Origin of the sequence: Devosia ginsengisoli (assembly GCF_024707105.1) — a bacterium.
Taxonomy (GTDB): domain Bacteria; phylum Pseudomonadota; class Alphaproteobacteria; order Rhizobiales; family Devosiaceae; genus Devosia; species Devosia ginsengisoli_A.
This window is the reverse complement of the sequence record NZ_JANQAJ010000006.1, coordinates 948,841-962,811: the sequence shown is the minus strand read 5'-3', so window position 1 is coordinate 962,811 and position 13,971 is coordinate 948,841. Positions and strand designations below refer to the sequence as shown.

The following is a 13,971-nucleotide window of genomic DNA, read 5'->3' as shown; positions in this document are numbered from 1 at the left end:
AGAGAGCCGATCATGACTATCGAGGTTTCCACTGCCGTCGCCTGCCGCAATGTCCTGGGCGAAGGCACCTACTGGGACGCAAGGCGCGGCCGGCTGTGGTGGCTGGACGTCCCCCTGCCCTCGCGGCTGTTTTGCCTCGACCCGGCCAGCGGAGAAGTCCAGAGCTACGACATGCCCGAGATGATCACCGCCGTCCGGGCGAAGAAGGACGGAACCGGGCTGATCGTGGCCTGCCACAGCGGCATCAGCAGCTTCGACTACGCCACCGGCAAGCTGACGCACCTGCTCAATCCCGAGCCGCAACTGCCCTATAACCGCTCCAATGACGCCGGCACCGACGCGCGCGGCCGCTTCTGGTTCGGCACCATGCAGAACAATATCCAGCCCAATGGCGATGGCATCGATCTCATCGCCGGCGCCGGCACGCTCTATCGCCTCGACAAGGACCTGACGCTCACCCCGTTCGAAACCGGCATCTGGGTGTCCAACACGGTGTGCTGGAGCCCGGACAACCGCACCATGTATTTCTGCGATACGGCCTCGGGCGTCATCTCCGCCTATGATTTCGATCTCGATGACGGCGTCGTCTCCAACAAGCGCGCCTTTGCCGAATTCGACCGTGGCGCGCCGGATGGCTCCTGCGTCGATGCCGAAGGCTATCTGTGGAATGCGCGCTGGGATGGCGGCTGCGTCGTCCGCTTCAACCCGCGCGGCGAAGTCGACAAGGTTATCGAGCTGCCCGTCGCCAAGGTGACGAGTTGCGCCTTCGCCGGCCCCGATCTCGACCAGCTCTACATCACCACCGCCAGCTATGGCATGAGCGAGGCCGAACGCGCCGCCGCGCCCGATGCAGGCAACCTTTTCGTCTGCCGGCCCGGGGTCAAAGGCCAGTTGGCGGCTGAATTTGGCTAGGCGGGAAAAAGGCGGGGCCGGTGCCCCGCCTCAAGCTCCCTAAAGGTCGACCTGCTGCCGGGCGAGCGCCGCGGTCAATACCGGGCCCTGCCCCCATGGCACGATATAGCCGCGCGGCACGTGCCAGTAGTGTTCCTGCGTCAGCGCCGCATAGACCGCCGCCGAGACGCCCTGCAGGTTGCCGTCGGCATCGAGATTGGCGAGCATGGCCTCATAAGCCCTGTCGGCGGGGGCGCGGAAAGTCTCGGCCGGCAGCAGCCCCAGCCTGATGCCGCGATAGAAGGCGCCGGCCATGAAGGCCGCGGTCGAGGATTCGGGGCCGGATTCCGGCTCATGCACCATCGCCCACCAATTGCCGTCAGGCAGTTGCCATTTCAGCATCGCCGCAGCCAAGTCCTGGGCGTTGCGCACCACCTCACCGTAGCGGGTCGATCCCTTGTCGGCATGCTCGGCGACGTCGATCAGCCCGAGCAGTCCCCAGCCCTGCCCGCGGCCCCAGCCGCGAATATAGGACCGTTCGGTCTTTTCGAGCCAGAAGTGGTTGTAGAGCCCGAGTTCCGCATCGAACAGCAGCTCGCGATAGGCGAGTATCTCGTCCACCGCCCGCTGCGACCATTCAGCCCCGCCGCCGATCCTGGCGAGATGGGCGTAGAATGGCGGGTCGAAATGCATGCAGTCGAGCCAGGTGCCAGCGCCGGGATTGCGCATCTGCTCCTGCTGCGCCGCATCGAGCGCCGGGCCACCATAAGGCTGGCGCAGCGCCCGCAACGTATCCTCGAAGGTAATGGCAACGCCCCGTACCCTTCGGCGCGAGTAGAGATGCTCGGCCAGTTCGATCACGGCCTTCAGCAACACCTCGTCGCCCGTGCGCTTGACGATCTCGCACATGACATGGCCGGGCGCGGTATTGTCGTCGAGCTGCCAGGGCTCGCGCCGGGTCGACCAGGCGCGGAAGAAGCCCTGCGAAAAATCCTGCCAGGTGGAGAGGCCGAGCAGGTCGCCGGCTGCAATAAGGCCCTCGAAGCCCACCGAGTCGCCGTAAAACCAGCCCTTGAAGTCGTGTTGCTGCAGCCGCTCTGCCACCCGCTTGAACAGCTCGCGCTGGGCTTCCGTCGGTTCTGTCATGTCGATCCTTGCGGGGCTCACTCGGTGAGCGAAAAACCCCTGTTAGCGTCAATGATGGCGCTCTGGATGAGATGCCGCATGGCCTTCTCAGCCCCGTCGGCATCGCCAGCGGCAAAGGCGTCGTAGACGTCCTGATGCAACTGGTTGGTCTCTTCCATTCCGACAAGTGCGGTGGTCGAACCGCGAGCCTGCATCTGCACGTCGATCATCAGCGACAAAGCCGCCTCGATCACCGAAAAGAGCTGCTCGAGAATTTCCGACCCCACCGCCGCCAGGAACGCGCGGTGAAATTCGAGATCATGCGTGATGAAATGCTGGCGCTGTTCTTCGGGCGTGACGGATTCTTCGTGCAGCACGGCGATCTTGCCCTGCCAGGCCGCGTGGATGCGGGCCTTGGCGGCCTCGCTGCCATTGGCGGTCGCGGCCCAGGCGACACCGGGCTCCAGTGTCAGCCGCACCTGCAGCAGGTCCTTGAGCAGCACCTTGCGGTCGGCCGCCTGCATGCGCCACTGGATCAGATCGGGATCGAGCAATCGCCAGACGGACCGCGGCATCACCGTGGTGCCCGCCATCTGCCGGCTGCGCACCAGCCCCTTCGCATTGAGAATGCGAATGGATTCGCGCACCACCGAACGCCCCACCTTGAGCTCGTTCATCAACTCGGTCTCGGTCGGCAGGGTCTCGTCGGTCTTCCACTCGCCCGCCACGATGCGGCGGCCGAGGTCGCTGACGACTTCCCCGAGAATGCCGCGGACCGGCATCAACCCGCCAAGCGGCATATCCTCGCGATTCGATGTTGTTGAGCGTCTGACCATTGCCAATTCGATCTGTGTTCCAAAGCCTCCCGTCAAGTGTGTACTTGCCCCTCTACCCCTCCTCCAACTGCATCTTCGCTACTTTATATGTTTATCATATAAAGTAAGGCAGCACGCAAGCGCGCCTTCCGGGAATGAGGAAATCTCACCTAAGCAAGCCACGGGCATCGTTCCGATGCCCCATACCTTCTTCAGGCCAGGCTGGCCGGCAATCTGCGGAACAGTCGTGGCCTACCAGTCAGCCACGCTGCCATCGTGGTGATACCACTGGATCGGCCTGACCTCCTCGAAGGGGTGCTTTGCCGCCGCCTCGAAATTGATCTCGACGCCGATACCGGGCGCCTGGCTCGGCTCGACATAGCCGCCGACGATCGGCGTCACGCCGGAGATGATCTCGTCACGCCACGGCACATCGGAGCGCATCACCTCCTGGATGAGGAAGTTCGGCGTGGCGAAGCCGAGATGGATATTGACCATCGTCGCGATGGGGCCAAGCGGATTATGCGGCGCCATCGACACCCCGAACGTCTCGCAGAGGGTCGCGATGCGGCGCGTTTCGGTGATGCCGCCGGCATGGCAGACATCGGGCTGCGCCACCGCAATGGCGCCGGCCTGCAGCAGGTGCAGGAATTCATGCCGATGCACCAGCCGCTCGCCCGCCGCGATGGGGATGCTGGTCGAGGCCGCCACCCGCGCCGTGCCCTGCCAGTCTTCCGGCTGGCAGGGTTCTTCGAGAAAGAACGGCCGATAGGGTTCGAGCACCTTGGCATATTCGATGGCCATGGCCGCCGTGGTGCGTCCATGCAGGTCCACCATGATATCCATGTCCTCGCCGGCGCCCTCGCGCGCCGCCGCCATCAGCGCCTCGGCTTCGGCGAGCGCGGCATGGCCATCGAGCGGCGCCGTCTTGCCGACCGCAAGAATCTTGACCGCGGAAAAGCCGTCGGCCCGCGAACGCGCCGCCTTTTTCGGCGAAGGCGTCCGACGCCGCGCTGTTATAGACCGATGTCGAGTCGCCCCCGCCCAGATGGTCATACATGCGAAGCCGCTTGCGGCTCAGCCCGCCGATCAGTTGCCACAGGGGTATCCCGAGATTCTTGGCCTTGAGATCGTGCAACGCCTGGTCGATGCCCGACAGCGCCGACATGGTGACGATGCCGCCTTTGAAGAACGGATGCCGGAACATCACCTGCCACAGATGCTCGATATTGCGTGGGTCCTCCCCCAGGATCAGCATGCCGATATCCTCGACCGCGCCGGTCACCGCGCGGGTCTGGAATTCCATGGTCGCCTCGCCCAGCCCGTAGAGCCCCGGCTGGTCGGTCTCGACTCGTACGAAGATCCAGTTCCGCAGCCTGGCATTGACCACGAAAGTCCTGATGGCGGTGATCTTCATCTGCGTCTCCTCTTTGCGAGCATTGGGACGTGGCGCCGGCCCTTCCGTCAACGTCCCTACCGTTGACCTATAAAATCGATCATATATGTTCTTGGGAAAAGCGGGAGGGAAATCATGAGTGAAGGCAAGGTTCGTATCGGCATCGTCGGCGTCGGCTGGTGGGCAGCGGCCAATCACCTGCCGATCCTCATGGCGCGTCCCGATGTCGAGCTGGTCGGCGTCTGCCGCCTCGGCAGGGACGAACTCGCCAAGGTTCAACAAACCTTCGGCATTCCCTACGGCACCGAGTCCTATGAAGAACTGCTCGAAACCGTGCCGATGGATGCGATGATCGTCGCCTCGCCCCATCGCCTGCACGGCGCCCAGACCCTCCAGGCGCTGGAAAAGAACCTCCATGTACTCGTCGAAAAGCCGATGACCGTGGATGCCGACGAGGCCCGCGCCATCGTCACCCTGGCCGCAGCGCGGCAACGCCATGTCGTCGTGCCCTATGGCTGGAACTTCCGCCCCTATTTCGCCGAAGCCCGGCGCCTGGTGGCCGAAGGTCAGATCGGGACCATCCGCCACATCTCGGCCGTCATGGCCTCGCCCATCGGCGAGCTGATGTCGGGCCAGCAGATGCCCGGCACCGAACACGAGCTCTTTCGCCCCAACCCCGAAACCTGGGCCAATCCGCAGAATGGCGGCTATGGCTGGGGCCAGCTCGTCCACCTGCTGGGCGGCATGTTCTATCTCGCCGACCTCGCCCCCGAGCGCGTCTTCGCCTTCACCGGCAAATCGGAGCTGGGGGCCGATCTGTTCAATTCCGTCTCGCTGCAATTCGCTGGCGGTGCCACTGCCGCCCTGTCCGGTGCCGCTACCGTGCCCGACGGCAAACCGTTCCAGCTCGACCTGCGCCTCTATGGCAGCGAAGGCATGCTGCTGCTCGATGTCGAGCGCGAGCGTTGCGTGATCCAGCGCCTCGACGGCACCGAGATCGTCGTTCCCGTCGCACCCGGCGATGGCGCCTATGCCTGCATCGAGCCGGTCAACCGCTTCGTCGATCTATGCAAGGGCCTCGCCGTCGAGAATGCCGGCCCGGCCCTTGTCGGGGCGCGGGCCGTCGAAGTGGTGGCCGCCATGCTGCGCTCGGCAAAATCCGGCAATGCCGAGCCGTCTAGACGCCGCGATTGACCCCGGCGGTCAGCTTTTCGATCCCGTCGAGCGCATCGGCCATACCCATCTCCCCGGCGAGGAACCGGCGCACCACCACGCCCATCTCCTTCTGGAACACCGGGTAGCCCGGCAGCCGTGGCCGGATCCATGCCGTCTCGATGCTCGAACGGGTCGCAGAGAAGAACCCATTGAAGCGGGTATCGGTCGCAGTGTCGTCCCACGCGGCGGCAAGCGCCGGCTGCCCGTGATGGGCCGGGATGATCTCGCATTGCGCCTCGTGCGACAGCGCGAATTCGATAAAGGCCAAAGCCGCATCCTTGTTGGCGCAGTGCCGCGACAGTCCTATTGCCGTGCCGCCGATCGCCGTTCCCGCGTGATAGGGCGCCACCACGCCCGGGAACGGCCCGAAACTCAGCCGGCGCCCCATATCGGCCTCGCCATAGGTGGCATAGCCATAGACGCAGGGCGCATAGACAATGTCGTCACGCGCCACCATCTGATCGTGCAGGTCGATCGAGTTCCAGCCGATTGCCTCGGGCGGAGAGAGTGCCATCACCGCCGCCGTCTGCTCCAGCGCCGCGCCGAGCGCCGTCCGGTCGATGTGGAACGGCCGACCCGGATCGGTGGACCAGGGCGTGCCGGCATTCGCCATCAGCGCCGCCACCACCAGGCCGGCATGCGGTGTCTCGCCGGCGAGCCCCAGATAGAGCCCTTCCTTTCGCAATATACGACCCAGCGCCAGCACCTCGTCCCAGGCCTGGGGCAGAGGGCGATCACCCAGCAGATCGGCGCGATAGAGCGCGTGCTGCGTCGCCCCGTCGATCGGCGCGCCCCAGACCGCCCCCGCATAACGATAGCTGGTCAGCGACGCCCCGGCGAAGCGCGCATCATCGTCCGTGGTCAGTCCCGGAAGATGCTGGTCGAGCGGTACGAAAGCCCCGCTCGCCACGAGGTCGCCGCTGAACGGATGATCGTAGATGATGAGGTCGAACAGCTCGGCGACGCCGGCAAGGCCCTGGTGTTCGAAATCGCTCAGCGGCCGCACCGTCCACTGGATTTCGATCTCGGGGTGGCTCTCCCGGAACCGGTCGACCAGCGGTTCCAGCGGCCCGGTCGCGCGCCGATGACCCCAGCTCAAGCCCTTGAGGACGATCCGCGTCATCAGCCGTCCTTCCGGCTGGTGAAGGCATCGATCCCCTTGCGCTGGTTGCCCAGCGCGAAGGCCAGGACCATCAGGTCGTTCTCGTAGCGCGAGGCTCCATCCAGCGTTCCGTTGAGCGCGGCCCTTATGCCTTCCTTGACCGTCATCGTGGCAATGGCGGTATGCCCGGCGATCCGCGCGGCCATCGACCGCGCCGCGGCCACCTCCTCGCCCTCGCCCACCAGTTGCTCGACCACGCCCATGCGATAGGCCTGCTCGCTGTCATAGGTATCGCCGGTAAGACACATCATCATGGCCTTGCCGTAGCCGACCAGCCGCGTCAGCATCTGCGTCTGTCCCCCGCCGCCGAGCCAGCCATGTTTGACCTCGGGCGCGCCGATCTTGGTGGAAGGCGCCGCGATGCGGATATCGCAATTGATGGCGATTTCCAGCCCCCCGCCCACGGCCCAGCCCTTGAGCGCCGCGATGGTCGGCTTCTTGATGCGGCGGAATTCGGTGGCGTAGCAGACGCGGTTGCGGAAATCCCAGGCGTCCTTGAAGCTGTCGAGCCGGCCGATATCGGTGCCCGCGCAGAACGCCTTCTCCCCCGCCCCGCGCACCACCACCGCTCGGATGGACTCGTCGTCGTTGATGGCGCGACGGGCATCGCGGATGGCGCTCGCCATTTCCGGGCTGATGGCATTGTGCTTTTCCGGGCGATTGAGCACCAGTTCGGCAACGCCCTCGTCGATACGCGTGAACTGAATATGGTCGGTCATGGTGGAGCTCCCCAAGCGGAAAGAGCCTTCCGCTTCATGATAATCGATTATATATGATTATGGAGTGATCGGGGATTTCGCAAGCGGAGTCTTGCGGATTCATGACCGACGCTGGAGGATGCCGCGATGAGCAAATCGCCCGAAACACCGCGCAAGCCTGCCACGCTCATTCGCAGCCGCAGCCTGGTCGACCTCGCGCATGAGGAAATCCACAAGCGCATCACCAATGGCGAGATTGCCCAGGGCGAGCGACTGATCATCGATGCGCTGGCGCAGGAATTCGGCACCAGTCTCATCCCGGTGCGCGAAGCCCTGGCGCGGCTGCATGCCGAGCGACTGGTTTCCTTCGAGGCCAACAAGGGCTATCGCGTCGCGGCCCCGCCCGATGCCCTGGAGCTGCACCACCTGTTCAGCGCCCGGCTTATTCTCGAGGTCGGTGCGCTGGAAACGGCCATACCGCTCGTCAACCCGGAACTGATCGCCGAACTGCGCGAAATCAATGCCCAGATGCGCCGCGGCACCTATGGCAAGACGTTCGAAAGCTATGTCGACTTCGTCAAGCTTAATGCCGTCTTCCACGGAAAGGTCGTCGGCCTGTCGGGCAATCCCTTCATCATCGAGGCGTACCGCACTCTCGCCTATCACCAGCGCATCATGCAGGTCCTGCATGGCCGCGGCGTGCCCGACATTGCCAAGCTGGTCGCCGAGCACGAGACGATCATCGATGCGCTGGAACAAGGCTCTCATGGCGTTGCCCGCCAGACGATCCGACAGCACATTCTCAACGGCCAGGAGAGGCTGACGCCTCATTCGGATTCCAGCCGCCAGTGAGGTGATACCCGGCCTATAGCTCGGGCAATGCCGCCCTGGAGAGTTCGGTTATCTGCGTGCCCTTGAAGTCACGGAGCGTGCTCATGAAGGCCTGGGATGCCTCATTGCCATAGGCGCGATGGCTGATGGCGAAGAGCATGCCGCCGGCTTCTCCCTCGGCATTCTGCGTGCTGGCATAGCGATAGCCGTTCCACTCGACGATATATTCGCCCTTCTCGTCCTTGGCCGAGACGATGAAGTCCAGCAGCACTTCGCCGGTCTGGTCATTCTGCATGATATCCATATTGACCAGCGGATCGGTGGCCTTGCGCTCGTTGAGCATGTTGGCCTGGGCGCCCGCCATCTGCAGCGGGGTCAGCTCGGAGGCAAGGAACTCGACCATGATCATGCTGTCATAGGTCTCGACCGTCTGGCCGGCGGGCACATATTCCTGCTTGGTATATTGGGCATTGGGCTGCGACGACCAGCTCAGCAGATAATCCGTGCCGTCGAAGGTGATGGGGCCGGGAACACCAAGATAATCGGTAACATCCTGGGCCAGCGCCGGCCCGGTGCAGAAGGACAGCGCAACAAGAGCGGCTGCGGCATAGCGGGTGATGGCAGGCATGGCTGAAACTCCTCGAATCAAAATCGCGCGGTTGCCGCGCCTATGAAGAAGACGATGCAGCTTGGCCTCTCCTTGGGGCCATGCCTAGAATTTTCAGCAAATCCGCTACAGCGCCTAGGCCCGGAAATGGCGGCCGACCTCGGCAAACAGCTTCAAATCCTCGAGCGAGTCTTCGAGGCTGGTCTTGTTCGGGGTGCCGTTGACCATGCTGTCGCGGAAGGCATTGAGCTCGATGCGGAAGGGATCTTCGTAGATCGGGCCGATGATTTCGGTGCCGGTTTCCGTGTCCGATGACGTGGTAATTTCGAGGCGTGTCGGGAGGTTACGGATATAGGGCGTGTCGTAATTCATCCTGAAATGCTGGGTCTGGGTCAGCACCTCGATGCCGGCGTCGAAGCGGGAGACGTCGTCGATGACGGCTTCGTAGAGCGCGGTGAAATGGCCGTAGTCGAAGAGGGCAATGACGGTTTCGCCATTGTGCTGGGTGGCATGGCGCACGCCTTTGGGCGGCCCCAGCAGGTCGCGCATGGCCGAGAAGCTGTGCGAGGACAGGCCGGTCAGAACCTGGTAGGCGCGCAGGGCATCCGGCAGGCAGTCTTCGCCCATGACCGAGCGCAGCATGGCCTGCGTGCGGGCGCGGCCTTCGGCGATGAGATCGGGAGAAACATCGTTTGGTTTGAAGACGTTACGGGTCTGCGCGACGAAGAATGGCGCCTCGCGGATGATGTCGCGGATGCGGACATGGCGGATGGTTTCGAGCGGCGGCAGGCGCTGCTTGAGGGCAAGGAAAGCCCGGGAAAACCGCCGCATATAGCCGACGAAAACCACCTGGCCCGGCCGGCGCGGTACCGACAGGATCGGTTCGAGCTGGGCCGCGGTGAGGCAGGCGGGTTTCTCGATGAAGACGTGTTTTCCCGTGCGGATGGCCTGTTCCAGCAGCTCGGCATGGAGGTGGTCCGGCGTGAGGATAAAAATAGCATCGAGGGTCGAATTCGCTAACAGACTGTTAGCATCGAGATGCCGCACTGCGACGCCGTAGCGGTTGCCGACATGCTCGAGAAGGCTGGGCGACACGTCGCTGATGGCAGCGATGGAGAATCGCGGGTCGTCAGCAAGAAGTGGCAGATGCATGAGCTGGGCAACTTCGCCCAGGCCGATCAGCCCGACCTTGATCGGCGCGCTCATGAATTGATCCCGTTCATATAGGCAAGGTTGCGGGCCGCGAGTTGCAATGGCGTCTCGACGGCATTGCTGGCGACGTCCTGCTCGACCACGATGGGGCCGGTGAAATGGCGCTGCTGCAAGAGCTGCATGACGGCCTGAATATCGACGATGCCATCGGGCAAGGGACACATGACACCCGCGCCATAGGAGTCGGCTACCGACAGCTCGCCCGACAGCACGCGCGCGCGGACTTTGGGGTCGACATTCTTGAGATGCACATAGGCGATGCGGGGGAAGGTCTTTTCCATATAGGCCAGCGGGTCCTGGTCCCAGAAGGCGTGGTGGCCGGTATCGAAGCAGAGATCGATAGCGGTTTCGGCCAGCAGGCGGTCGATCTGGTCCTCCTTTTCGACGGCAGTGCCGATATGAGGATGGAAGCTGAGCTTGAGGCCATATTCGCCTTCGACCAGGCTTTGCGCATCACGGACCATCTGCGTGAGCCCGGCCCAGCCGGCAGCGTCGAGTACGCCTTCCTGGCCCTTGGGGTAGAATTCGCTGCGATCCATGATGACGACATGGCCGGCACCGAGCGATTGCATCAGCGCGGAGAGCTCGCGCAGGGTCGCCAGCAGGTCCGGGGCCGAAGTGGCATCGCCGAAGCTGTGGACATGGACGCCGCCGATCAGCACCAGGTCGCGCCTGGCCAGCTCGTCCCGCAACAGGCCGACATCCTTGGGCAGGAAGCCATAGGGCCCCAGTTCGGTGCCGCGATAGCCGGCCTCGGCGACCTGGTCGAGATATTGCTGCCAGCTATAGGCATTGCTGGCCGAGCCGGTAATGCCCCAGGAACAGGGTGCGTTGGCGATAAGCATGGAAATCAGGCCTCAATATAGATGGGGTTGCTCAGGGCGCGGCGAATGGGCTGGTCGGCAATCCGCGCGCCCTTGAAATAGTCGGCGGGAACCTGCCCTTCGACCTCTGCTGCGAGTTCGGCTACCAGCCGGTCCCGGCTGGCAACGGCAATGATTTCGGCGCGGAGGAAGGTTTTCGGCGCGGCAAGTTTCAGGCTTGCCGTCCAGTCGTCGTCGGGAATATCCATCTCCGCGATGGGGCCATTGGCATCGATCAGCACCAGGCGGTCGCCGCGAGCGCCCCGGACGATGATGCCGACTTCATCCGGGCTTGTGGCAGTGCTGCCCATGACGGATGTGCCGCAGCGGATTTCCAGATGCGGGCCATCGGGGCTTTCGGTGATGTAACCATGCCCCGCCTTCATGCCGGCGAGAACCGCATCTTCGCTCAATTCGGGAAGGTGGAGAACGGTGGTAGGCCGCGCCAGCACCAGCGGTCCCTCGGGACGCAGGTCGGCAGGCTGGTGGTAGTCGGAGCCGCCAATGGCCGAGAGCTTCATGCCGGCGGCAAGCCGCTGCTGGTAGCGCTCCAGCGACACCCAGTTCCAATCCAGCCAGGTCGATTGCCAGACCTCCTGGCAGTCGGCGGCGGGCATGTCATAGTCCCAGGGAATGACCGGCTTGTCATGGTTGATCGAAAGCAGGCCGCCCCGTTCATGCACCAGCTTTTCCAGCACATGGGCGTCGGACGGCCGGGTCATGCGGAAATCGATCCACTCATCGACGCCGAAGACATTGGCGTGGCCGATCGCCGTCGTCACCTCCATGCCGCGTACGAAGACGAGGTCGGGCGAGGACTGCGGATGGAAATAGCGGCGCTGGGTGATTGTGTTGTGGTCGGCAATGGCGAGGAAATCGAGCCCGGCCTGTTTGGCCGCCGCATGCAGGACTTCAGGGGCGCCCCTGGCGTCCGAATGGAAGGTGTGACAGTGCAGATCCCCCTTGTACCAGCCGGCGCCCTGACGCACCGGAAAGGTGCGGGCCGGCTGGGGTTCGAGGCGACGCGGCGCGGCATCGAGCGTGATGGTGACCGTGACATCGGCGCCGGCTTCGGGGACCTTGTAGAGGCCGAGGATCACATTCCAGGTGCCGGGCTGGATTTCGCCATGCACGTAGCCGGGCGTGGCATCGTCGGTGGCAATGAAGAAGCGGTCGCGCGCCCCGCCACTCCAGCCGCGAAACCCCTCGCGCGTGGGATAGCCGGTGTCGCGCGGATCGAAGGCGCCGAGATCGACGACGCAATCCTCGGCCTTGGAATAGGCGAGGACGACATCGATGCGGGTCGTCCCCTCGGGGACATCGAAGGGGAGGTAATAGTAGGGATTGGCGGCCTGGTCGGCGCGGGTGACATGGGCGGTGAACTGCATTTTGCGATTGTCCCGAGGACTATTCCTTCACCCCGCCCACGGTGAGGCCGCGGATCAGGTATTTCTGCATGAAGGGATAGAAAACCAGCAGCGGCACCAGCGCCAGCACGATGGCGGCCATGGTGACATTGGGGGCGATGAAGTCATTGGTCGAGGTGGCGCTTTCGCCCAGGATCACCGATTGCAGGGCGATCTGCAGGGTTATCTTCTGCGGGTCGTTGATGAACAGCAGCGGCTCGATGAAGAGATTGTATTTGTGCACGATCTGGAAGGCCGTGACCGTCAGCACGCCCGGCAGAGCCAGCGGCAGGTAGAAATCCCGGAGCAGCTTGAAATGTCCGGCGCCGTCCATGCGGGCGGATTCGATCATGGATTTGGGGACCTGCTCGAAATAGGTCTTCATCAGCAGGATCGAGAAGGCCGAGACCATTTCCGAAACGATCAGCGACAGCAGCGTATTGAGCAGCATGAACTGCTTGAACACCACGAAAAGCGGCACCAGGATCACCTGGGTGGGAATGGTGAGGGTCAAGAGGATTATGCCGGCGATGATCCTGCGCCCCGGCAGGTCCTGCTGGATCAGCACATAGCCGCCCATGGCCGAAAGCAGCACATGCAAGGCCGTACCGACGACAGTGACATAGAGCGTATTAGCGAAGGGCAGAACGAAATTGAGGCGCCGGAACAGCGTCTCGAAACCCTCGATCGAGAAGGTTTCCGGCCAGAGCTTGATGCCGGGCTGCAGCGAGGCGAACTTGCTGGAAAACGCCGTGGCCACCACCGACCATAGCGGCACGATCATCGTGACGGCCAGCGCGATCAGGATGGCATAGGACAGGAACCGGACCGAGCGGGACTTGAGCATGTCAGGTCTCCGGCCGGGTGCGGGTGAAGATCTGGGCGACGCCCGAAATCAGCAGCGAAACGATCAGCAGGACCACGCCGGCGGCGCTGGCCAGGCCCAGGTCGAAATTCAGAATGCCGCGCTCATAGGTGAAGATGGCGAGCGTCCGGATCTGGTCGGCCGTGCGTCCGTTGAGCATCAGGAAGGCGGAATCGAAGGTGCGCAGCGAGCCGAGCAGGGTGATCAGGAACACTACCCGGATCATCGGCATCAGATGCGGCAGCAGGATATCGCGGATCTTCTTGAAGTCGTTGGCGCCGTCGATATCGGCGGCTTCGAGAATGTCCGGGCTCAGCGACAGCAAGGCGGCGAGATAGATGAGGGCATGAAAGCCCACGTCCTTCCAGACGGTGAGCCCGATGACCATCGGCCTTGCCCAGGCGGGATCGGCGAAGAAATTGATCGGCTGGTCGATGATGCCGAAGGCCAGCAGCAGCGTGTTGACGAGGCCCAGGGGCGACAGCGTGTTGAGCCAGATGCCCACAATGATCACCCAGGACAACAGGTAGGGCGTGTAGATCGCAGTCTGGAAGCCGCGCTTCAGCCAGTCCGGCGTGATCTGCAGCAAGGCGATGGCCGGCAGGATCGGCACCAGCGTGCCGACAATGGTGATGCCGGCCGCAATGATCAGCGTGTTCCAGATCGCCTGCCATACGGCGGGGGTGGAAAACACCTTGGCGTAATTGTCGAACCCGACGAAACCGACCGGCCCGAGCAGGCCCGCCTTCTGGAACGACAGGAAGATGCCCTGCCCCATGGGATAGAACAGGAAGGCAAAGAAATAGGCCAGGATCGGCGCGATCAGCAGGTAAAGCATCCAGTGCCGGCGAACGCGATCAAGCATGGCTGGTCCCTCTGGCAAGG

The 13,971-nt window shown here is 63.6% G+C and carries 14 protein-coding genes and 1 pseudogene; 3 read left to right on the top strand and 12 right to left on the bottom strand.

Annotation, left to right across the window (positions count from 1 at the left end; translation table 11 throughout):
- The first annotated feature begins 12 nt into the window (after window positions 1–12).
- Window positions 13–912, top strand: coding sequence for an SMP-30/gluconolactonase/LRE family protein (locus tag NVV79_RS08580; RefSeq protein ID WP_303988082.1), 900 nt, complete (start codon window positions 13–15; stop codon window positions 910–912).
- 39 nt (window positions 913–951) lie between these two features.
- On the opposite strand, the gene NVV79_RS08575 is transcribed toward NVV79_RS08580, so the two are convergent.
- From NVV79_RS08575 to NVV79_RS22580, 4 genes and pseudogenes are all read right to left on the bottom strand, one after another.
- Window positions 952–2,037 (bottom strand): glycoside hydrolase family 88 protein, encoded by a 1,086-nt coding sequence (locus tag NVV79_RS08575; protein WP_303988081.1) that lies wholly within the window; start codon window positions 2,035–2,037, stop codon window positions 952–954.
- Window positions 2,038–2,054: 17 nt separating this feature from the next.
- Window positions 2,055–2,852 carry a FadR/GntR family transcriptional regulator gene (locus NVV79_RS08570; RefSeq protein WP_303988079.1) on the bottom strand — a complete coding sequence of 266 codons (798 nt, stop codon included), beginning with the start codon at window positions 2,850–2,852 and terminating at the stop codon, window positions 2,055–2,057.
- A gap of 231 nt (window positions 2,853–3,083) precedes the next feature.
- Complete coding sequence (locus NVV79_RS08565) at window positions 3,084–3,887, bottom strand: mandelate racemase/muconate lactonizing enzyme family protein (RefSeq protein ID WP_303988077.1); 804 nt, start codon at window positions 3,885–3,887, stop codon at window positions 3,084–3,086.
- Window positions 3,888–3,975: 88 nt separating this feature from the next.
- Window positions 3,976–4,248 (bottom strand): annotated as a pseudogene (locus NVV79_RS22580) (D-galactonate dehydratase); the annotation flags it as partial.
- 114 nt (window positions 4,249–4,362) lie between these two features.
- Here NVV79_RS22580 and NVV79_RS08555 point away from each other — a divergent pair.
- A complete protein-coding gene (locus tag NVV79_RS08555) occupies window positions 4,363–5,421 on the top strand; it encodes a Gfo/Idh/MocA family protein (RefSeq protein WP_303988072.1) in 1,059 nt (352 codons plus the stop codon).
- Here NVV79_RS08555 and NVV79_RS08550 read toward each other — a convergent pair.
- Both NVV79_RS08550 and NVV79_RS08545 read right to left on the bottom strand, forming a co-directional pair.
- Window positions 5,405–6,565 (bottom strand): ABC transporter substrate-binding protein, encoded by a 1,161-nt coding sequence (locus NVV79_RS08550; protein ID WP_303988071.1) that lies wholly within the window; start codon window positions 6,563–6,565, stop codon window positions 5,405–5,407. The two genes, NVV79_RS08555 and NVV79_RS08550, sit on opposite strands and share 17 nt — an antisense overlap.
- Window positions 6,565–7,323, bottom strand: a complete 759-nt coding sequence (locus NVV79_RS08545; RefSeq protein WP_303988069.1) for an enoyl-CoA hydratase/isomerase family protein — start codon at window positions 7,321–7,323, stop codon at window positions 6,565–6,567. The genes NVV79_RS08550 and NVV79_RS08545 overlap by 1 nt, the downstream gene beginning before the upstream one ends.
- Before the next feature lie 126 nt (window positions 7,324–7,449).
- Between NVV79_RS08545 and NVV79_RS08540 the strand changes: the two genes are divergently transcribed.
- A complete protein-coding gene (locus tag NVV79_RS08540; protein ID WP_303988067.1) occupies window positions 7,450–8,154 on the top strand; it encodes a GntR family transcriptional regulator in 705 nt (234 codons plus the stop codon).
- Between the two features lie 13 nt (window positions 8,155–8,167).
- Here NVV79_RS08540 and NVV79_RS08535 read toward each other — a convergent pair whose 3' ends face one another.
- The 6 genes from NVV79_RS08535 to NVV79_RS08510 all read right to left on the bottom strand — a co-directional run bounded on the left by NVV79_RS08535 (window position 8,168) and on the right by NVV79_RS08510 (window position 13,951).
- Window positions 8,168–8,761, bottom strand: a complete 594-nt coding sequence (locus NVV79_RS08535) for a hypothetical protein (protein ID WP_303988065.1) — start codon at window positions 8,759–8,761, stop codon at window positions 8,168–8,170.
- 114 nt (window positions 8,762–8,875) lie between these two features.
- Window positions 8,876–9,946 (bottom strand): Gfo/Idh/MocA family protein, encoded by a 1,071-nt coding sequence (locus NVV79_RS08530; protein ID WP_303988064.1) that lies wholly within the window; start codon window positions 9,944–9,946, stop codon window positions 8,876–8,878.
- Entirely contained in the window at window positions 9,943–10,797 is an 855-nt protein-coding gene (locus NVV79_RS08525) for a TIM barrel protein (protein WP_303988062.1), read from the bottom strand. The genes NVV79_RS08530 and NVV79_RS08525 overlap by 4 nt, the downstream gene beginning before the upstream one ends.
- Before the next feature lie 5 nt (window positions 10,798–10,802).
- The gene (locus NVV79_RS08520; RefSeq protein WP_303988060.1) at window positions 10,803–12,203 is read right to left on the bottom strand and encodes a CehA/McbA family metallohydrolase; all 1,401 of its coding nucleotides are present in this window, start codon (window positions 12,201–12,203) and stop codon (window positions 10,803–10,805) included.
- A 19-nt stretch (window positions 12,204–12,222) separates the two neighbouring features.
- The gene (locus NVV79_RS08515; RefSeq protein WP_303988058.1) at window positions 12,223–13,068 is read right to left on the bottom strand and encodes a carbohydrate ABC transporter permease; all 846 of its coding nucleotides are present in this window, start codon (window positions 13,066–13,068) and stop codon (window positions 12,223–12,225) included.
- A 1-nt stretch (window position 13,069) separates the two neighbouring features.
- A complete protein-coding gene (locus NVV79_RS08510) occupies window positions 13,070–13,951 on the bottom strand; it encodes a carbohydrate ABC transporter permease (RefSeq protein ID WP_303988056.1) in 882 nt (293 codons plus the stop codon).
- Window positions 13,952–13,971 lie beyond the last annotated feature (20 nt).